The 18995-nt window shown below is 65.5% G+C and carries 15 protein-coding genes; 9 read left to right on the top strand and 6 right to left on the bottom strand.

Annotated elements, in window-relative coordinates; genetic code table 11:
• Nucleotides 1-810 precede the first annotated feature (810 nt).
• The 5 genes from QNO03_RS02140 to QNO03_RS02120 all read right to left on the bottom strand — a co-directional run bounded on the left by QNO03_RS02140 (nt 811) and on the right by QNO03_RS02120 (nt 5603).
• On the bottom strand, nt 811-1140 hold the full coding sequence (locus tag QNO03_RS02140; RefSeq protein WP_229948292.1) for a metal-sulfur cluster assembly factor: 330 nt from the start codon (nt 1138-1140) through the stop codon (nt 811-813).
• Between the two features lie 23 nt (nt 1141-1163).
• Nucleotides 1164-1937: a Fe-S cluster assembly ATPase SufC gene (gene sufC / locus QNO03_RS02135; RefSeq protein ID WP_229948290.1), complete on the bottom strand. Its 774-nt coding sequence runs from the start codon at nt 1935-1937 to the stop codon at nt 1164-1166.
• Nucleotides 1938-2041: 104 nt separating this feature from the next.
• Nucleotides 2042-3376, bottom strand: a complete 1335-nt coding sequence (gene sufD / locus QNO03_RS02130) for a Fe-S cluster assembly protein SufD (RefSeq protein ID WP_289601637.1) — start codon at nt 3374-3376, stop codon at nt 2042-2044.
• Nucleotides 3376-4851 carry a Fe-S cluster assembly protein SufB gene (gene sufB / locus QNO03_RS02125; RefSeq protein ID WP_269437823.1) on the bottom strand — a complete coding sequence of 492 codons (1476 nt, stop codon included), beginning with the start codon at nt 4849-4851 and terminating at the stop codon, nt 3376-3378. Before sufB ends, sufD begins: the two co-directional genes overlap by 1 nt.
• Nucleotides 4851-5603 (bottom strand): helix-turn-helix transcriptional regulator, encoded by a 753-nt coding sequence (locus QNO03_RS02120; protein WP_289601635.1) that lies wholly within the window; start codon nt 5601-5603, stop codon nt 4851-4853. The genes sufB and QNO03_RS02120 overlap by 1 nt, the downstream gene beginning before the upstream one ends.
• A 158-nt stretch (nt 5604-5761) precedes the next feature.
• On the opposite strand from QNO03_RS02120, the gene QNO03_RS02115 reads away from it, so the two are divergent.
• From QNO03_RS02115 to QNO03_RS02105, 3 genes are read left to right on the top strand one after another with little or no spacing between them, the layout of a single operon-like run.
• A complete protein-coding gene (locus tag QNO03_RS02115; RefSeq protein ID WP_502874534.1) occupies nt 5762-6724 on the top strand; it encodes an ABC transporter ATP-binding protein in 963 nt (320 codons plus the stop codon).
• Nucleotides 6721-7464: an ABC transporter permease gene (locus tag QNO03_RS02110; protein WP_229948282.1), complete on the top strand. Its 744-nt coding sequence runs from the start codon at nt 6721-6723 to the stop codon at nt 7462-7464. Before QNO03_RS02115 ends, QNO03_RS02110 begins: the two co-directional genes overlap by 4 nt.
• Nucleotides 7465-7469: 5 nt before the next feature.
• Complete coding sequence (locus QNO03_RS02105) at nt 7470-8480, top strand: COX15/CtaA family protein (protein WP_289601631.1); 1011 nt, start codon at nt 7470-7472, stop codon at nt 8478-8480.
• 821 nt (nt 8481-9301) lie between these two features.
• Here the strand turns inward: QNO03_RS02105 and QNO03_RS02100 are convergent.
• On the bottom strand, nt 9302-10240 hold the full coding sequence (locus tag QNO03_RS02100; RefSeq protein WP_283995878.1) for a heme o synthase: 939 nt from the start codon (nt 10238-10240) through the stop codon (nt 9302-9304).
• 460 nt (nt 10241-10700) lie between these two features.
• Between QNO03_RS02100 and tkt the strand changes: the two genes are divergently transcribed.
• Genes tkt through pgl form a run of 6 tightly spaced genes read left to right on the top strand, consistent with a single transcriptional unit; the run spans nt 10701 to nt 18962 of the window.
• Nucleotides 10701-12890: a transketolase gene (gene tkt / locus QNO03_RS02095; protein WP_289601630.1), complete on the top strand. Its 2190-nt coding sequence runs from the start codon at nt 10701-10703 to the stop codon at nt 12888-12890.
• A gap of 26 nt (nt 12891-12916) precedes the next feature.
• Nucleotides 12917-14032 carry a transaldolase gene (tal, locus tag QNO03_RS02090; RefSeq protein ID WP_289601629.1) on the top strand — a complete coding sequence of 372 codons (1116 nt, stop codon included), beginning with the start codon at nt 12917-12919 and terminating at the stop codon, nt 14030-14032.
• A 6-nt stretch (nt 14033-14038) separates the two neighbouring features.
• A complete protein-coding gene (locus tag QNO03_RS02085) occupies nt 14039-15667 on the top strand; it encodes a phosphoglucose isomerase-related protein (RefSeq protein ID WP_289601628.1) in 1629 nt (542 codons plus the stop codon).
• Nucleotides 15668-17212 (top strand): glucose-6-phosphate dehydrogenase, encoded by a 1545-nt coding sequence (zwf, locus tag QNO03_RS02080; protein ID WP_289601626.1) that lies wholly within the window; start codon nt 15668-15670, stop codon nt 17210-17212.
• The gene (locus QNO03_RS02075) at nt 17209-18144 is read left to right on the top strand and encodes a glucose-6-phosphate dehydrogenase assembly protein OpcA (RefSeq protein WP_289601624.1); all 936 of its coding nucleotides are present in this window, start codon (nt 17209-17211) and stop codon (nt 18142-18144) included. The genes zwf and QNO03_RS02075 overlap by 4 nt, the downstream gene beginning before the upstream one ends.
• Nucleotides 18141-18962, top strand: a complete 822-nt coding sequence (gene pgl, locus QNO03_RS02070) for a 6-phosphogluconolactonase (RefSeq protein ID WP_289601623.1) — start codon at nt 18141-18143, stop codon at nt 18960-18962. The genes QNO03_RS02075 and pgl overlap by 4 nt, the downstream gene beginning before the upstream one ends.
• Nucleotides 18963-18995 lie beyond the last annotated feature (33 nt).

Here is an 18995-nt window from a genome sequence, read left to right as displayed (position 1 = left end):
TCAGCGCTGGCAGGACTTCCGTCGGCAGCGGATGTGAAAGCAGTGTCTGGAATTCCGGCCCCGGTCCCGGCACCGGAGTTGGAGTTGGCGGCCAGCCAGGGAGGGCTTCCAGCGGGAGTGGAACCGGCATCGGCAGCCGGCCCGGCAGGGCTTCCAGCCGGAGCGGTGTCAGCGGCCTGCTCGCCAGAAGTTGGGAAGAGGGAAGGGCCGCGATCTGCATCCAGTTCAGCCCGGTACACCGCTAGGGTGCAGGGCGTCTCTGCACCACCAGTCCGTCCTTCCGGCTGCTGGTCTTCTCCATCCTGCTCTTCGGTTATCCGTTCGGTGTTCCCGAGCTGATCCATGCTTCAGGATTTCATCCGGCACTGACAATTTCGGGTCGAAAACAGGCCCAAAACGGCCCGTCAGGAAATCTCCCATACCCGTCTTTTCAGGACGATTACCTAGCGGGCCGTCAGCCGTCAGTCGTGGGCCTGGGCCGTCAGCCGTCAGCAGCAACGGGGTGGACGCGGCGAGCCAGACTTGCGAATCCGAGCCATGGAAATCCACCGACAGAGACACTGATTGAGGGCGCTCCAGCATCCTAGGCGTCCGGCTGCCTGACGTTCACTTCAGTGAAATTGCATAGCATCCACTGGCCGTCCTCGAGCCGTCAGGATTCCCTCAACAGGGCCCGCCCGGTCACGTCGCCGCCTGAACGGTAGGTCATTCCGTAGAACCCCACGACCTCGTCCCGGCCCCGCAAACGCTAGCACGCAGAAAGGGCCGCCCCCGGATCTCCGGGAGCGGCCCTTTCAGCTGCAGAACCTGCTAGATGTTGAAGCCGAGGGCCCGCATCTGGTCGCGGCCGTCGTCGGTGATCTTGTCAGGTCCCCACGGCGGCATCCACACCCAGTTCAGGCGCCACTCATCAACGACGCCGTCCAGGGCCTGGGCGGTCTGCTCTTCGAGCACATCGGTCAGCGGGCAGGCCGCCGTCGTCAGTGTCATATCGATCAGAAGTGCACCGTCTTCGGCGTACTTCAGTCCGTAGAGCAGCCCGAGGTCAACGACGTTCACCCCGAGTTCGGGGTCGATGACGTCCTTCAGGGCCTCTTCAACGTCCTCAAGGGACGTTGTGGCCAGTTCGGAGTCGCTCATATTTGCTCCTTCAGCTGTCTTTATTAGGCGCCGGCTGCGGCGGCGTTGGCGCCGGTGAAGCGGTCGTAGCCTTCTTCTTCGAGGCGGTCGGCAAGTTCCGGACCGCCCTGCTCGGCGATGTGGCCGTCAACGAAGACGTGTACATAGTCGGGCTTGATGTAACGAAGGATACGCGTGTAGTGCGTGATGAGCAGCGTGCCCATGCCGCCCTTGGAGTGCTCGCGGTTAACGCCTTCGGAGACGATCTTCAGGGCGTCGACGTCGAGGCCGGAGTCGGTCTCGTCGAGGATGGCGATCTTCGGGTGGAAGAGTTCCATCTGCAGGATCTCCACGCGCTTCTTCTCGCCGCCGGAGAAGCCCTCGTTGACGTTGCGCTGGGCGAAGTCGGCGTCGATACGCAGCTCGGCCATGGCCGCCTTGACGTCCTTGGTCCAGTGCCGCAGCGAGGGGGCTTCGCCGTCGAGCGCGGTCTTGGCGGTGCGCAGGAAGTTGGTCATGGTGACGCCGGGAACCTCTACCGGGTACTGCATGGCCAGGAAGAGGCCGGCGCGGGCACGCTCGTCAACGCTCATCGCGAGGACGTCTTCGCCGTCGAGCGTGATGGAGCCGCTGTCCACGCTGTAGCGCGGGTGGCCGGCAATGGTGGAGGCCAGGGTGGACTTGCCGGAACCGTTGGGGCCCATGATGGCGTGCGTCTCACCGGTGTTGATGGTCAGGCTGACACCCTTCAGGATCGGCTTGCGGCCCTGTTCGGTCTCAATGCTGACGTGAAGATCCTTGATCTCAAGAGTAGACATGCGAGTTGGCTTTCTCCTTTGCACCCGCGGGTGCGTTACTAAGCTTTGGGGTTGGAAGGCGAGAGGGTCCGGGTGCCGGATTGCTCCGGCACCCGGACTCGATCTCAGTAGGCTCCGGAGGCTTCGAGCTCGCGCTCGACGGCGTCGGTGAGACGCTCTTCCAGGGCAGGAACCTTGATCTGCTGGATGATCTCGGTGAGGAAGCCTCGGACCACCAGGCGGCGGGCGGTGTCCTCGGGGATGCCGCGTGCCATCAGGTAGAACAGGTGCTCGTCGTCGAACCGGCCGGTGGCGCTGGCGTGGCCGGCACCCTCGATGAGTCCGGTTTCGATCTCCAGGTTCGGCACGGAGTCGGCCCGGCCGCCCTCGGTCAGCAGCAGGTTGCGGTTGACCTCGTACGTATCGGTGCCTTCTGCTTCCTTGCGGATCAGGACGTCGCCAACCCAGACGGTGTGCGCATCGCGGCCCTGCAGGGCGCCCTTGTACATCACGCGGGACTTGCAGTTAGCCACGGCGTGGTCCACGAAGAGGCGCTGTTCCAGGTGCTGGCCGGCGTCTGCGTAGTACAGGCCGAACATCTCCACGTCGCCGCCGGTGGCGGTGAACTTGGAGGACGGGGTGACGCGCACCAGGTCGCCGCCGAGGCTGACGACGACGTGCTTGAACTTCGCGTCGCGGCCGATCTTGGCATACTGCGCGGAGGCGTGCACCGCGTCGTCGTCCCAGTCCTGGACGGAGACAACGGTCAGTTCCGCACCGTCGCCCACCACGATTTCCACGTTCTGGGACAGCACTGCCGAACCCTTGTGGTCCAGGACCACAACGCCCTTGGAGAACTTCTCCGCGGTGATGACGATGTGCTGCGCGGACGGATCCTTGCTGACACCGTTGATGGTCAGCGTGACGCTGCCATCGACTACGGTCTCGGCAGGAATGGTCACGGCAGTGGCCTCGCGGAAGTCTTCCCACGCGGCGGCGGCAACCCGGTCTTCGGGGATGCCTGCCGAACCGATGCGGGCATCGGTGCGGGCAATGCTTTCAACCCGCACGCCGTCGGGCGCGACGACGGCGAGCTCGGGAGCCGTGCCGTCCAGGTCCGCGGTGTGCAGGCCGCGCAGGCGCTTGAGCGGGGTGAACCGCCAGTCTTCTTCACGTCCGGTCATTTTGCCGAAGTCAGCACGGTGGAAGGAGGTGGTCCGGCCGGCGCGTGAGCTGTCCGGGATGCCCTCTCCGCCACCGTGGCTGTGGGACTTGCTGCTGTCGCCGCCCAGCGGTGAGGAGGCCTCGTTCAGCGGGGAAAGGTTTTCGCCCTCCTCGGTGAAGCCGTCAATGCGTACACGGTTGGTTTCCTTGGGGGAACCTACCTTCGCCTTGACCTCCTCCACTACATTGCTGACCTTTTCGGTCACGGTTTCGACGACGTCGTTAAGCTTCGACATTAACCGACGGCTCCTTCCATCTGGAGTTCGATGAGGCGGTTGAGTTCAAGGGCGTATTCCATCGGCAGCTCACGGGCGATCGGCTCAATGAAGCCGCGCACGATCATTGCCATTGCCTCGTCCTCGGGAAGGCCGCGGGACATGAGGTAGAACAGCTGCTCCTCGCTGACGCGGGAAACAGTGGCTTCGTGGCCCATGGTGACGTCATCCTCGCGGATGTCCACGTACGGGTACGTGTCCGAGCGGGAGATGGTGTCCACCAGCAGGGCGTCACAGCGCACGGTATTGGCCGAGTGCGTGGCGCCTTCGCGGACCTGGACCAGGCCGCGGTAGGCGGCACGTCCGCCGCCGCGGGCCACGGACTTGGAAATGATGGAGCTCTTGGTGTTCGGGGCAATGTGGACCATCTTGGATCCGGTGTCCTGGTGCTGGCCTTCGCCGGCGAAGGCGATGGACAGCGTCTCACCCTTGGCGTGCTCGCCGACCAGGTAGACAGCCGGGTACTTCATGGTGACCTTGGAGCCGATGTTGCCGTCGATCCATTCCATGGTCGCGCCTTCGTGTGCAATGGCGCGCTTGGTCACCAGGTTGTACACGTTGTTGGACCAGTTCTGGATGGTCGTGTAGCGGACGCGGGCGCCCTTCTTCACGATGATTTCGACGACGGCGGAGTGCAGCGAGTCCGAGGTGTAGATCGGTGCGGTGCAGCCCTCGATGTAGTGGACGTAGGAATCCTCGTCCGCAATGATCAGGGTGCGCTCGAACTGGCCCATGTTCTCCGTGTTGATACGGAAGTAGGCCTGCAGCGGGATCTCCACGTGGACGCCCTTGGGGACGTAAACGAAGGAGCCGCCGGACCACACGGCAGTGTTCAGCGAGCCGAACTTGTTGTCACCGACCGGGATGACGGTGCCGAAGTATTCCTGGAACATCTCCGGGTGTTCCTTCAGCGCTGTGTCGGTGTCCAGGAAGATAACGCCCTGGCGTTCCAGGTCCTCGCGGAGCTGGTGGTACACCACCTCGGACTCGTACTGCGCTGCGACGCCGGAAACCAGGCGGCCGCGCTCAGCTTCGGGGATGCCGAGCTTCTCGTACGTGTTGCGGATGTCCTCGGGAAGGTCTTCCCAGGTGTTCGCCTGCTTCTCCGTGGAGCGCACGAAGTACTTGATGTTGTCGAAGTCGATGCCGGAGAGGTCTGCGCCCCAGGTCGGCATGGGCTTGCGCTCGAAGTACTTCAGGCCCTTCAGGCGAAGGTCCAGCATCCACTGCGGCTCGCTCTTCTTAGCCGAAATGTCGCGGACGACTTCCTCACTCAGGCCACGGCGGGCGGTTGCACCGGCAATGTCCGAGTCTGCCCATCCGTACTCGTATGTACCGATGCCCTCGAGTTCGGGGTTCTTCTCCAGGATGTCTGAAATCACAGACTCCGGCACCATGGAAGGTGCCGTTGGCTTCTGGGTTACTTGATCCGTCATCACGGCCTTTCTTGCTGATGAATGGATGTGGACTGGTTGGTCTCGGCGTGCAGTGGAACCTGCGGCGCGGATCGGGTCCGACCCACGGGAATGTGGGTCGTACAAACGTGGCCGCCCCTGGAGAGCGTGGACAGTCGGCGGACGTCCACCTCCAGGAGGCGGGCAAAAACTTCGGTCTCCTTGTCACAGAAGACGGGGTAGGCCGTGGCGAGTCCCTGGATGGGGCAGTGCGCCTGGCACAGCTGGATACTCAGCAGCGTGCTCTTCTTCGCGGTGGCGCCGATCATGGTGGTCGACGCGACGAAGCCGTCCTTGGTCAGTTCGGCGGCCAGCGCCTCGGCGCGGTCGGCGACCTCGGGGCCGGCGGCCTCGACGACGGGACGGTAGCGTTCCTCCATGCGGCCGAAACGCTCTGCGGCGAAAGCCTCGATCGCCTGGGGTCCGAGGGCGGCGCCGAGCTGTCGCAGCGCTTCGGTGGCGATGTCAAGGTAATCGTTGCCCAGGTGTGCCTGGCCCTGCGGGCTGAGGACGTAGCGGCGTGCAGGCCGTCCTGCCCCGGAGGATGAGTTGCGGACGAGCTTGACCTGGATCAGGCCCTTCCCGGACAGCGCATCCAGGTGCCGGCGCACGGCGGCAGGCGTGAAGCCCAGCCGTTCGCCCAGTTCCGCAGCGCTGACAGGACCGTGTTCCAGGACGGCACCCAGTACTTTGTCCCGGGTGCGCTCCTCCGCCTCGCGGGCAGCACTAGGCACGGCCGCTGCCTTAGTCTCAGAGTTGCTCACAGAATACACAACACAAGCATGACCTAATCTGTTCCCCGATTCCACTAAGGCAAGGCTTGCCATCGCCCGGAATGGCGGGCCAGGCAGTCCGTGCCGGGACGCTGTACTACCTAACGTAGAATATGCAGGTGCCTACCGATGAACCCTGCCTGACCATTAAAGGTCTGATCAAGGACTGTGGCCCGGTTGCTGGTCTCGACGGCAAAATGATCCGCGTACTCGCCGGCGTCGACTTCACAGCCCACCGCGGCTCCGTCACAGCCCTGCTCGGTGCCAATGGTGCCGGCAAGACCACCACACTGGAGTGTGCCCAGGGCCTTCAGCCCATTAACGGCGGGGAAATCCGGCTGCTCGGGCAGGACCCCTACGGTGCGGACGCACACCTGCGCAGCCGCGTCGGCGTGATGCTCCAGGAAGGCGGCCTCCCGCCGTCGGCCCGCCCTGTGGCCCTGCTGGAGCATGTTGCCCGGATGTACCAGGAACCCCGTCCCGTGGCCGAACTCGTGGAACGCCTGGGTATCGGCAGCTTCGCCAACACCGGCATCCGGCGGCTCTCCGGCGGGCAGAAACAACGCCTGGCCATGGCTGCGGCCCTGATCGGACGTCCCGAAGTTCTTTTCCTGGACGAACCCAGCGCAGGCCTCGATCCACAGTCGCGCCAGATCGTCTTCGATCTGATCGCCGAACTGCGCGCCGAAGGAATGGGCATCATCCTCACCACCCACCTGATGGACGATGCGCAGAAGCTGGCCGACTACGTCTACATCATCGACGCCGGCAAGACCGTCGCCTCGGGTACCGTGGCCGAGCTGATCTCCGAAGCCGGCTCCCCCGCCGAACAGCGCCTGCTGACGTTCGACGCCGCACCCGGCCTTGACGTCGCAGCCCTCGCCTCCGGTCCGCTGCACCACCTCGAAGCAGTGGAAGCCGCACCCGGACACTATGCCGTCCGCGGCACCCTGACACCGCCGGACCTCGCCGCCGTGGCCGCCTGGTGGGCGGAGCGGGACATCCTGCCATCCTCGGTCCACATGGCCTCCCGCACCCTGGAGGACGTTTTCCTCGACCTTTCCGGAAGGACCATCCGTTGAGTGCTCCCGCGTCGCTTCAGGCCCGCATCCTGAACCAGGGCCGGTACGAGGCCGTCATGATGCTGCGCAACGGTGAGCAGCTGATCCTCGCCGTCGTCCTGCCGCTGCTCGCGATGGTGGCACTGGTGGTCACTCCCCTGCTGGACGGGTACGGCACCAGCAGGATCAATATGGCCACCCCGGGCATCTTTGCCCTCTGCGCCATGTCCACCGCCTTCACCGGACAGGGCATCGCCACCGGCTTCGACCGGCGCTACGGTGTGCTCCGCTACCTTTCCACCACCCCGCTGGGGCGTGCCGGCCTGATCGCCGGGAAGGTCATTGCGGTCCTGGCCGTACTGGCCATCCAGGTGGTGCTGGTGTCCGTGGCGGCGCTGCTCTTCGGCTGGCAGCCGGAGCTCAGCGGGCTGCTGCCGGCTGCGGCCCAGCTGGTCCTGGGCGCAGTGGCGTTTACGGCCCTGGGCCTGCTGGTCGCCGGCACCGTGCGGCCTGAGGCAACACTGGCCATTACCAACCTGCTCTGGATCCTCCTGGCGGCCGCCGGCGGTATCATCATCCCGGTGGGGCACCTGCCCGGCGTGCTGCAGCCCTTCATCGAGGTCCTTCCGTCGGCTGCCTTGGGTGATGCCCTGCGCTCGGCCCTCATCGATTCGCAGTTCAACATTTCCGCCACCCTGATCCTTCTGGTGTGGACAGTACTGGGCGGCCTGGGTGCCGTCCGATGGTTCAAATGGAGTTAGAAACCGTGTCATCAACCTCTGCCGGTGCCGCGGCCCGGCAATCCCACGTTCCCGCCGCTGGACGCCTTATCCGCAGCCTTGCCGTTGCCTCGCTGGTGGCCAATATCGTGATCGTGGTGACCGGCGGCGCCGTGCGGCTGACCGCGTCCGGCCTGGGCTGCCCCGAGTGGCCGCTGTGCACTGCCGATTCCCTCGTGACGACGCCGGAAATGGGTCTGCACGGGATCATCGAGTTCGGCAACCGGCTGCTGACGTTCGTGCTGACCGCGGTTGCCTTCGCCACGGTGTTCTCCGTCTGGCGGGTGCGGCATGAACGCCGTGATCTCTGGTGGCTGTCGATCGGCCTGCTGGCCGGCGTCCCGGCCCAGGCCGTCATCGGCGGGATCACTGTCCTGACCGATCTCAACCCCTGGGTCGTGGGCCTGCACTTCCTCGCCTCGACGGTCATGATCAGCGTCGCCGTGGTGATGGTTAACCGAACCCGGCTTTCCGCCGTCGATCTTGCCGCCCGCCACGCGCCGCTGGCGGATAAGACCCTGCGTCCGCTGCTGGGCGCCATCGGTGTCCTGTCCGCGCTGACCGTGGTGCTGGGCGTTGTGGTCACCGGTTCCGGTCCGCACGCCGGAGACCACGGCGCAGCACGGAACGGCCTGAACCCGGACCTGATCACCCGCATCCATGTGGTGCCTGTGTATCTGCTGGTCTTTGCGCTGGCCGTCGCCCTGTACCTGGTTTACCGCCGGAACGCGGATGCACGGGTACGCCGGACAGTGGTGCTGCTCGCCGTCGTCGTCCTGGCCCAGGCCGCGATCGGCTATGCCCAACACTTCCTGCACCTGCCCATTGCCCTGGTGGCGCTGCACATGTTGGGCGCCTGCCTGCTGACGGCTGCCGCTGCCCAGACTGTCTACATTGGATTCAACAAGCAGGTTCCCGGTGGTGCGGCTGTTGCCTTGGCGCAGGCGCGGGCGGCCAGGAACGTCCGGGGCCGGAAGTTCCCGGCTGGACGGAAGTAGGTTCGGACGGAAGTAGCGCCGTTCCGTGAAGGGCCGGATCCCCTGGGGGTCCGGCCCTTCTTTTGTGTCCGGTCTTCCCACTCCGGTCTTCCGTCTCCGGCGCCGCCGTTGGACCGTTCTGGGGCAAGGAATGCGGGTCAAGCGTTCATAGTGCAGTTGATGCGTTTGGACTGTCCACTGGCAGCATCAACTGCACTATGAACAGGCGGGTGGGGTCCGGCCGATCGTTGACTGTACAGATAACGGGGTTATGCGGGGTTTTGGGGCACTGGGTGTACAGATAACGGGGTCATCCGGACCGTTTAGCCCCGTTATCTGCACTTCGGACGACCTCGGACAGCAATAGCGACCTGCGGAGGGCATGTTCCCCGCACAGGGTCCCACGCCCTGGGGCTCGAGAGGCTTGCATGGTCGCACCAGCAACAGTAGTCGCATTGCCTGGGCTTCTGTGCTCGGGACGGGACGATTCCCCGCACAGGGTCCCACGCTCTGGTGCTCCTGTGCCTGCAGTGGTCCCACCGGTACCACCTGTCCCAATGCCTGGGATGCTGTGCGCAATGGGTGTCCCCCGGACAGTGCCCCCCCCGTCCTGGTGATGCCAGCGAGGCATTGCTGGAGCAGTCGCGGAGGACGGGGTTAGGCGGCTTTAATACTCCCGCGAGCTCTGCGGGCCGGGAGTTTCGTTGCCGCCGTTCCGGAGCGTCCTACCCCCACCCGGACACAACGCCCTACCGGCACCAACGCACCCAGCACCAACGCCCCCGGACACAACAATGGCCGGACCCCGAGGGGATCCGGCCACCGTAAAGCGGAGAGAAAAGCTAAACCAGCGCGCTTCCCACGAACGGGTCCACGGCCAGGGCCAGGAAAAGGATCGTGAGGTAGCTGATGGACAGGTGGAAGACCTTCATGGCCGACTTGTCGTTGAGGTCTTCGCGCTGCGCCCGGGAGTGCAGCTTGTGCGCCTCGGCTACGAACCAGCCGCCGGACAGCACCGCGGCAATGGTGTAGACCCAGCCGGCACCGCCGACGGGAATCAGGAGCAGGGAGCAGGCCACCGTGGCGTAGGCGTACAGGACCACCTGTACGGAGACGAGCTTCGCACCGGCAACGGCACCGAGCATCGGCACGCTGGCGTTGCGGTAGTCCTCGCCGTACTTCATCGACAGGGGCCAGTAGTGCGGCGGCGTCCACAGGAAAATGATCATGAACAGGATGATGGCGGGCCATTCAACCTTGTTGGTGACGGCAGCCCAGGCGATGAGCACGGGCATGCAGCCGGCGGCACCGCCCCAGACAATGTTCTGGGTGGTGCGGCGCTTGAGGATCAGCGTGTAGAAGACCACGTAGAGCAGGATGGCGCCGACGCCGAGCAGACCCGTCAGCGGGTTGGCACCGAACCAGAGCAGGACGATGGAGACAATACCCAGCACCCAGGCAAAGACCATTGCCTCCCGCGGAGAAACCTCGCCGGTGACCAGCGGACGGTTCTTGGTCCGCTTCATGAGCTTGTCCATGTCGCGGTCGATGTAGCAGTTGAAGGCACCTGCGCTGCCTGCAGCAAGGGCACCGCCGACCATCGTGGCCAGGATCAGGCCCAGGGACGGAAGTCCCTGCTCGGCGAAGATCATGGTGGGCAGGGTGGTCACGAGCAGGAGTTCGATGACGCGCGGTTTGGTGAGCGCCACGTAAGCCCGGACCTTGCGGCCCGCCGTCATCTTCCCCGTGTGGACCGGGGACTCGGCATGCTGGGTAGTCACGAAGCGATCACTTTATCCAATCTGGAACGAAAAAGTCCGTCCTCATCATAACCTCTATCGGCTGTAGAAATCGAAGCATGGAATACGCATGGGCGCATCCGTCTCTACTCAGTCCCCGCCGCCCCCGCACACAGGTGGACAACCTGCGGCCAGGGCGGCAGGAAGCAGGCTTAGACGATAAGGTTGGAAGTGAGCTGTCCCGCAGGCGATAACCCAGCAATAACCTGCCAATATCACTGCCGGACGGGAAAAGTAACAAGCACTATGTAAGCAGTATCCGCGGCTCTGCTGTGGAATGCGGAACAAGTTATGCCGTGAACGCGGTATGGATTTGCGTCTGCCGTTGGTTGTAGTGGTAAAGGATCCGGACGCACCCCGTTCACGGGGGCATCCGGGCATGTCCGGCAGCTGTATGGCGCCGGTTATCTGCAGAGAGAGGGGCCCGGTAAACGTGCCACATATGGAAGAGCAAGAACTGATCTGGACCGAGACCGACCGCAAGGCAGTGGATACCGTCCGCGTCCTCGCAGCCGACGCCGTCGAAAAGGTCGGCAACGGCCACCCCGGCACGGCCATGAGCCTGGCCCCGGCCGCCTACCTTCTGTTCCAGAAGGTCATGCGCCATGATCCGTCCGATCCGCAGTGGATCGGCCGCGACCGCTTCGTCCTGTCCCCCGGGCACACTTCCCTGACCCTGTACATTGAGCTCTTCCTCTCCGGCTACGGCCTGGAACTCGAAGACCTGCAGTCCCTGCGTACCTGGGGTTCCAAGACCCCCGGCCACCCGGAATACCGCCACACCGACGGCGTCGAAATCACCACCGGACCGCTGGGCCAGGGCCTTGCCTCCTCCGTCGGCTTCGCGTTTGCCCAGCGCCGCCTGCGCGGCCTCCTGGACGCCGACGCCGCCGAGGGCACCAGCCCGTTCGACCACACCATCTGGGTCATTGCATCCGACGGCGACCTCCAGGAAGGCGTCACGGCCGAGGCTTCCTCACTGGCCGGCCACCAGGAACTCGGCAACCTCGTGGTGATTTACGACGAGAACCACATCTCGATCGAAGACGACACCGACATTGCCTTCACCGAAGACGTGCTGAAGCGCTACGAAGCCTACGGCTGGCACACCCAGCGCGTGGACTGGACCAAGACCGGCGACTACGTCGAAGACGTCCACGAGCTGTACAACGCCCTGATGGCGGCCAAGGCCGAAACGAACCGGCCCTCGATCATCTCCCTGCGCACCATCATCGGCTGGCCTGCACCCAATAAGCAGAACACCGGAAAGATCCACGGCTCCGCCCTGGGCACCGACGAAGTGGCGGCGCTGAAGGAAACGCTGGGCTTCGACCCGGCCAAGAACTTCGACGTCGACCCCGAGGTCCTCGAGCACGCCCGGCAGGCAGTAGCCCGCGGCGCCGAAGCCCACCAGAAGTGGAACGAAGGCTTCAAGGCCTGGGAAGAAGCCAACACCGAAGGCTCCGCCCTGCTGGCCCGCCTCGAAAAGGGCGAGCTCCCCGAGGGCTGGGAAGCATCGCTGCCCGTCTTCGAAGCCGGCAAGGACATGTCCACCCGTGCCGCCTCCGGCAAGGTCCTCTCCGCCATCGGCCCGGCACTGCCGGAACTCTGGGGCGGCTCCGCCGACCTCGCCGAGTCCAACAACACCACCATCGAAGGATCGCCGTCCTTCATTCCCGCCGGGAAGCAGACCAACGCCTGGTCCGGCAACCCGTACGGCCGCGTGCTGCACTTCGGCATCCGCGAACACGCCGCGGCGTCGATCGTCAACGGCATCACGATGCACAGCAACACCCGGGCCTTCTCCGGTACGTTCCTGATCTTCAGCGACTACCAGCGCCCGGCCATCCGCCTCGGCGCCCTGATGGGCGTCCCTGCCATCTACGTCTGGACCCACGACTCCATCGGCCTGGGCGAAGACGGACCCACCCACCAGCCGGTGGAACAGCTGGCCTCCCTCCGCGCGATCCCGGGGCTCGACGTCGTCCGCCCGGGTGACGCGAACGAGGTGGCCGTCGCCTGGCGGACCATCCTGGAGAACACCGAGAACCCGGCCGGTATTGTGCTCACGCGCCAGAACATCCCCACCTACGCCCGTGGCGAGGGTGCGGCAACGGCCACCGAGTTCGGTTCCGCCGAAGGCGCGGCACGCGGCGGTTACGTCCTTGCCGAAGCCGTCCGCGACGGCAGCGTCGTTACCCCGGACATCATCCTGGTCGGCACCGGCTCCGAGGTGCAGCTTGCTGTTGAGGCCCGCGAAGCCCTCGCCGCCGAAGGCGTAGCTGCCCGCGTGGTCTCGATGCCGAGCATCGAATGGTTCAACAAGCAGGACAAGGAGTACCGCGAGTCCGTCCTGCCGAAGGACATCCGCGCCCGGGTTTCCGTCGAAGCGGGCATTGCCCTCGGCTGGCGCGAGATCGTCGGCGACGCCGGCCGCAGCGTCTCCCTGGAGCACTTCGGCGCTTCGGCCGACTACAAGACGCTGTTCCGCGAATTCGGCATCACCGCCGACGCCGTGGCCCAGGCTGCGCGCGACTCCCTCGCCGCTGCCGGCGGCAACGGATCCGCCCCCGACGGCACCACCGGCGCCGCTTCCGGAGCGCAGTCCACCGAGACCGGCGACCAGCAGTAACCCCCTGATCTAAAGGAGCATCACTAATGACTTCCACTCCCACGGCCCTGCTTTCCGAAGCCGGTGTCTCCATCTGGCTGGACGACCTCTCCCGCGAACGGATTGTCTCCGGTTCGCTGAAGAAGCTCATCGATGAGCGGAACGTGGTCGGTGTGACCACGAACCCGAGCATCTTCGCCGCAGCACTGGCCAACGGCGCGTCCTACGCCGCCCAGGTGCAGCAGCTCTCGCGCTCGGGCGCCGACGTCGACAAGTCCGTTTTTGAAATCACGACCGACGACGTCATCCAGGCCTGCGACCTCTTCGCACCGGTCTACGAGGCTACCAACGGCGTCGACGGCCGCGTCTCCATCGAGGTTGATCCGCGTCTCTCGCGCGACACCCAGGGCACCATCAACGAGGCGAAGGAACTCTTCGACAAGGTTGGCCGCGCCAACGTCCTGATCAAGATTCCCGCCACCCAGGAAGGCCTGCCGGCAATCACCGCCACGCTGGCCGCGGGCATCAGCGTCAACGTCACCCTGATCTTCTCGCTCGAGCGCTACCGCGACGTCATCAACGCGTACATGCTCGGCATTGAGCAGGCGAAGGAAAACGGGCACGACCTCTCCACCATCCACTCGGTGGCGTCCTTCTTCGTCTCCCGCGTGGACGCCGAGATCGACAAGCGTCTCGACGCCATCGGCTCCGACGAGGCTCAGGGCCTGAAGGGCAAGGCCGGTCTCGCCAACGCCCGCCTGGCCTACCAGGTCTTCGAAGAGCAGTTCGCCTCCGAACGCTGGCAGGTACTCGGCGCCGCCGGAGCCAACGCACAGCGTCCGCTCTGGGCCTCCACCGGCGTCAAGGACCCGGCCCTGCCGGACACCCTGTACGTCACGGGCCTAGTAGCACCGAACTCGGTGAACACCATGCCGGAGAAGACGCTGGAAGCCACTGCGGACCACGGCGAAGTCACCGGTGACACCATCACCGGCACGTACGCCGAATCCAACACCGTCCTGGACCAGCTCGACGGCCTGGGCATCTCCTACAACGACGTTGTGGAGCAGCTGGAGACCGAAGGCCTCGATAAGTTCGTGGTCAGCTGGGGCGAACTCCTCCAGACCGTTCAGAACGCGCTGGATACCGCGAAAGAGGCATAGGAAAAAATGACCACACTGTCCTTTGAAGCAGCCGGAGCGGCAGGCGCTGCCGTCGATGCCAAGGTGCCCGAACTCGTGGGAGATGAAGTTGCCTCCCGCCTCGTGGCACAGGACCCCACCCTGTGGGGCCCCGATGCCGAAGCCGAGGCGTCGATACGCCTGGGCTGGCTCAATCCCGGGGAAAGCTCCCGGCCGCTCGTGGGACAGATCGCGGCGCTTCGGGAAGAGCTCGCCGCCGAGTCAGTGACCCGCGTGGTCCTGGCCGGCATGGGCGGCTCTTCCCTGGCGCCCGAGGTCATTACCCGCTCCGCGGGCGTGGACCTCACCGTGCTGGATTCCACCGATCCCGACGTCGTCGCCGCAGCACTGGGCGACCGGCTGGCCGAAACCGTCATCGTGGTGAGCTCGAAGTCCGGGTCCACGGTGGAAACGGATTCGCAGCGCCGGGTCTTCGAACAGGCCTTCACCGACGCCGGCATCGACGCCAAGTCCCGCATCGTGGTCGTCACCGACCCGGGATCGCCGCTCGACGCGGCAGCCCGGGAAGCCGGCTACCGCGCCGTCTTCAACGCCGACCCGAACGTGGGCGGCCGCTATTCCGCCCTGACCGCTTTTGGACTGGTGCCCTCGGGCCTGGCCGGCGCGGACATCGAGTCCCTGTTGGACGACGCGGAGCTGACCGCTGAAATGCTGCGGGACGACGCGCCCGACAATATCGGCCTGCAGCTCGGGGCGGCCCTTGGCGGCACCGAACCGCTGCGCAACAAGATCGTGATTGTCGATGAAGCCTCCGGGCTGGCCGGATTCCCCGACTGGGCCGAACAGCTGATCGCCGAATCCACCGGCAAGCTCGGCACGGGCCTGCTGCCCGTCGCCGTCGAGCCCGGCGCCCCGGAAATCACGTCCGGTGCCGGCGACGTGCTGACCGTACGGATTGTCCCCGTCGACTCGGAGATCATCCCCGAGGGAGACCAGGTAGTCGTTTCCGGCAGCCTGGGCAGCTCGATGATGCTCTGGGAATTCGCCACTGCGGTGGCCGGACGGCTGCTGAACATCAACCCGTTCGACCAGCCCGACGTCGAGGCAGCTAAGAAGGCAGCACGTGGCCTCCTGGACGCCACCCCGGAACCGACGGAACCGTCCTTCGTCGACGGCTCCGTGGAAGTGCGCGGCCCGGCCGACCTGCTCGGCACCGCCCATACCCTCCGCGGCGCCCTTGCCGCGCTGCTCCGGCACCTCGGCCCGGACGGCTACCTCAGCATCCAGGCATACCTTGACCGCTTCCGGCAGGCCGGACTCGCGGACATCCGCCCCGAGCTCGCCGCAGCCACCGGCCGTCCCGTCACCTTCGGCTGGGGACCGCGCTTCCTGCACTCCACCGGCCAGTTCCACAAGGGCGGCCCGGCGCAGGGCGTCTACCTGCAGATCACCGGCAAGCCCGGCGAGGACGTCACCATCCCCGACCGGCCGTTTACCTTCGGTGAGCTCATCAGCGCCCAGGCCGCCGGTGACGCCACCGTCCTCGCAGACCAGGGCCGTCCAGTCCTGCGGCTGCACCTGCTCAACCGGGACGAGGGAGTCCGCGAAATAGCGAACGTTGTCCGTGCCCTTGCCACGGACGGAAGCGGGGACTAAATGGCCGGTGAGGAAAAGGCCGGAACAGGCAACCCGCTCCGGGATCCGCGCGACCGCCGGCTGAGCCGGATCGCCGGACCCTCTTCCCTGGTGATTTTCGGTGTCACCGGAGACCTGGCCCGGAAGAAGCTCATTCCGGCCGTCTACGACCTCGCCAACCGCGGCCTGCTTCCTCCCAGCTTCTCACTGGTCGGATTCGGCCGCCGGCCCTGGAGCGACGAGGATTTCGCTGCGCAGGTCAAGGAATCGGTGCAGGCACATGCACGGACCGATTTCAGCGAGGGCGTCTGGAAGCAGCTGGCCGAAGGCATCCGGTTTGTCGAGGGAGGCTTTGACAGCGATGAGGCCTTCGAAAACCTGAAAAAGACTCTCGAAGACCTGGATGAACAGCGTGGAACCCGGGGCAACCATGCGTTCTACCTCTCGGTTCCGCCCAAGTCGTTCGAGCAGGTCTGCCAGCAGCTCTCCGGGCACGGGCTGGCCACGACCTCGGAGGGCAAATGGCGGCGGGTGGTGATTGAAAAGCCGTTCGGCCACGACCTCGCTTCGGCACGGGAACTGAACAATGTGGTGGAGTCCGTCTTCCCGGCCGACTCGGTGTTCCGCATCGACCACTACCTGGGCAAGGAAACCGTCCAGAACATCCTGGCCCTCCGGTTCGCCAATCAGCTGTTTGAGCCCATTTGGAACGCCAACTACGTCGACCACGTGCAGATCACCATGGCCGAGGACATCGGCATCGGTGGCCGCGCGGGGTATTACGACGGCGTGGGCGCCGCCCGCGACGTCATCCAGAACCACCTGCTGCAGCTCCTGGCACTGACCGCCATGGAAGAACCCATCTCCTTCAACGCGGAGCACCTCCGCGCCGAAAAGGAGAAGGTGCTGGCAGCCGTCCGACTGCCGGAGGACCTCTCCCGCAGCTCCGCCCGCGGCCAGTACACGGGCGGCTGGCAGGGCGGCGAAAAGGTGACCGGCTTCCTGGAGGAGGAAGGCTTCAACCCCGAGTCGAAGACCGAAACCTTCGCCGCCGTCCGCCTGGACATCAATACCCGCCGCTGGGCAGGCGTGCCGTTCTACCTCCGCGCCGGGAAACGGCTCGGCCGCCGCGTCACCGAAATCGCCGTCGTCTTCAAGCGCTCCCCCAACCTGCTGTTCCGCGAACACAACGAAGACGACTTCGGGCAGAACGCCGTCGTCATCCGGGTGCAGCCCGACGAAGGAGCCACCATCCGCTTCGGCTCCAAGGTGCCGGGCACCCAGATGGAAGTGCGGGACGTGTCCATGGACTTCGGTTACGGACATTCCTTCACCGAGTCCAGTCCCGAAGCCTATGAACGGCTCATCCTCGACGTGCTGCTGGGTGAGCCGCCGCTCTTCCCACGCCACCAGGAAGTGGAGCTGTCCTGGAAGATCGTGGATCCGTTCGAAGAATACTGGGCATCGCTAGACTCCCAGCCGGAACCGTACGCCCCCGGAAGCTGGGGACCTGACTCGGCGAATGAGCTCCTCGCCCAAGATGGAAGGACATGGAGAAGGCCGTGATAGTAGACCTGCCGGGCACCACCACCTCCAAGGTGTCCAAGGAAATTGTTGCCATGCGCGAAATGGGTGGGGTCGTGACCCTCGGGCGTGTGCTCACCCTAGTCGTGGATACCCAGCCGGACTTTGTGGAAGAGGCCATTGCCGCCGCCAACGAAGCCAGCCGCGAACATCCCTGCCGGATCATCGTGCTGGCCGAGGGCAGCCCGGACGATGAGACGCGCCTTGACGCACAGATCCGGGTGGGCGGCGACGCCGGTGCCTCCGAGGTGATTGTCCTGTCCGGGCACGGAGAACTGGCCGGCGAAAGCGAGTCCCTGGTGTCCGCCCTGCTGCTGCCGGATGCTCCGATCGTTGCCTGGTGGCCGCATGGGGTTCCGGAGGATCCGGCGAAGACACCGCTGGGCGCAATTGCGCACCGGCGGATCACTGACGCCGCAACCGAAGATGACCCTAAGAAGGCCCTGCTCGGGCTGGCCGACTCCTATGCGGCCGGCGACACGGACCTGAGCTGGACCCGGCTGACCAACTGGCGGGTGCAGTTGGCTGCAGTGCTGGACGGTGGAGCCGCAGCCCAGGTCGAGTCCGTCGTCGTTGAAGGCGCCTCGGATTCGGCCAGTACCTTCCTGCTGGCGGCCTGGCTGAAAAAAGCTCTGGACGTACCCCTGGAAATCATCGAAGGGGAAGCGGGAACGGGCATCCACCGGGTAGTGTTTAGGCGCCGGGACGGAGAGGTCGAACTGTCCCGTCCTGACCAGGTCACCGCCCATCTGCGGCAGCCGGGGCAGCCGGAGCAGCAGATTTCCCTCCCGCGGCGGACCCTGCGTGACTGCCTGGCCGAGGAACTCCGCCGGTTGGATCCGGACGAGGTTTTCGGAGAAGTACTTACTGAGGGACTGGCGGCATGCCTGTCCCAGGAAGGGGCGCACGCATGACGCACTCCCCCAACGGCGTCAGCATCCATCCGGATCCGCAGGCACTCGTCGCGGCGACGGCTGCCCGGCTGATCACCAAGCTCGTGGATGTCCAGAGCCGGCGCGGGGAAGCCACCGTGGTGTTGACCGGTGGAACGGTGGGCATCGCGACGCTGGAAGCCGTGACGGCCAACCCGGCGCGCACTGCCGTGGACTGGACGCGAGTGAACTTCTGGTGGGGGGATGAACGGTTCCTTCCTGCCGGCAACCCGGAGCTGAACTCCGTGCAGGCACGGAAGGCCATGCTCGAACCGCTCGGCGTTCCGGCCGCACGGATCCATGCGTGTGCCACAGCCGACGACGTCGCTTCCGTCGAGGACGCAGCCGCGGACTATGCCACGCGGCTGGCCGAGGCCGCTGCCGCCGAGCACCTTGCCCGCGGATTCGAGTCCGTAGACCCGCGGCTCCCCCGCTTTGACGTTCTCCTGCTGGGCGTGGGACCGGACGCGCACATCGCATCGCTGTTCCCGGAAACCCCGGGCGTCCGCACCACCGGGCAGACCACCGTCGCGGTCCGGGATGCTCCCAAGCCTCCCCCGGAGCGGATCTCCTTGACGCTGGAAAGCATTACCACGGCCGCTGAAGTCTGGCTGGGCGTTGCTGGCAAAGACAAGGCAGGCGCCGTCGGCCTGGCGCTGGCCGGGGCCGGCGAGATCCAGGTTCCGGCAGCGGGCGCACGCGGCAGGACCAAGACCCGGTGGCTGATTGATCAGGCCGCAGCCTCACAGCTGTCCCAGCGGCTCTTCGCCTCCGAAGACACCGAGGCCGAAGACGCGTAGTCCCGGCCCGGTCAGCGGCTAAACCCCGCTAAA

It is taken from the genome of Arthrobacter sp. zg-Y877 (genome assembly GCF_030373105.1).
Taxonomy (GTDB): Bacteria; Actinomycetota; Actinomycetes; order Actinomycetales; family Micrococcaceae; genus Arthrobacter_B.
The sequence above is the reverse complement of the archived record's forward strand: the minus strand, read 5'-3'. Positions and strand labels throughout refer to the sequence as shown.

Bases quoted from the DNA above. Each gene is read 5' to 3' on its own strand.
- QNO03_RS02140 (WP_229948292.1), bottom strand. From the start codon at position 1,140: ATGAGCGACTCCGAACTGGCCACAACGTCCCTTGAGGACGTTGAAGAG.
- sufC (WP_229948290.1), bottom strand. From the start codon at position 1,937: ATGTCTACTCTTGAGATCAAGGATCTTCACGTCAGCATTGAGACCGAA.
- sufD (WP_289601637.1), bottom strand. From the start codon at position 3,376: ATGTCGAAGCTTAACGACGTCGTCGAAACCGTGACCGAAAAGGTCAGC.
- sufB (WP_269437823.1), bottom strand. From the start codon at position 4,851: ATGACGGATCAAGTAACCCAGAAGCCAACGGCACCTTCCATGGTGCCG.
- tkt (WP_289601630.1), top strand. From the start codon at position 10,701: ATGGAAGAGCAAGAACTGATCTGGACCGAGACCGACCGCAAGGCAGTG.
- tal (WP_289601629.1), top strand. From the start codon at position 12,917: ATGACTTCCACTCCCACGGCCCTGCTTTCCGAAGCCGGTGTCTCCATC.
- QNO03_RS02085 (WP_289601628.1), top strand. From the start codon at position 14,039: ATGACCACACTGTCCTTTGAAGCAGCCGGAGCGGCAGGCGCTGCCGTC.
- zwf (WP_289601626.1), top strand. From the start codon at position 15,668: ATGGCCGGTGAGGAAAAGGCCGGAACAGGCAACCCGCTCCGGGATCCG.
- pgl (WP_289601623.1), top strand. From the start codon at position 18,141: ATGACGCACTCCCCCAACGGCGTCAGCATCCATCCGGATCCGCAGGCA.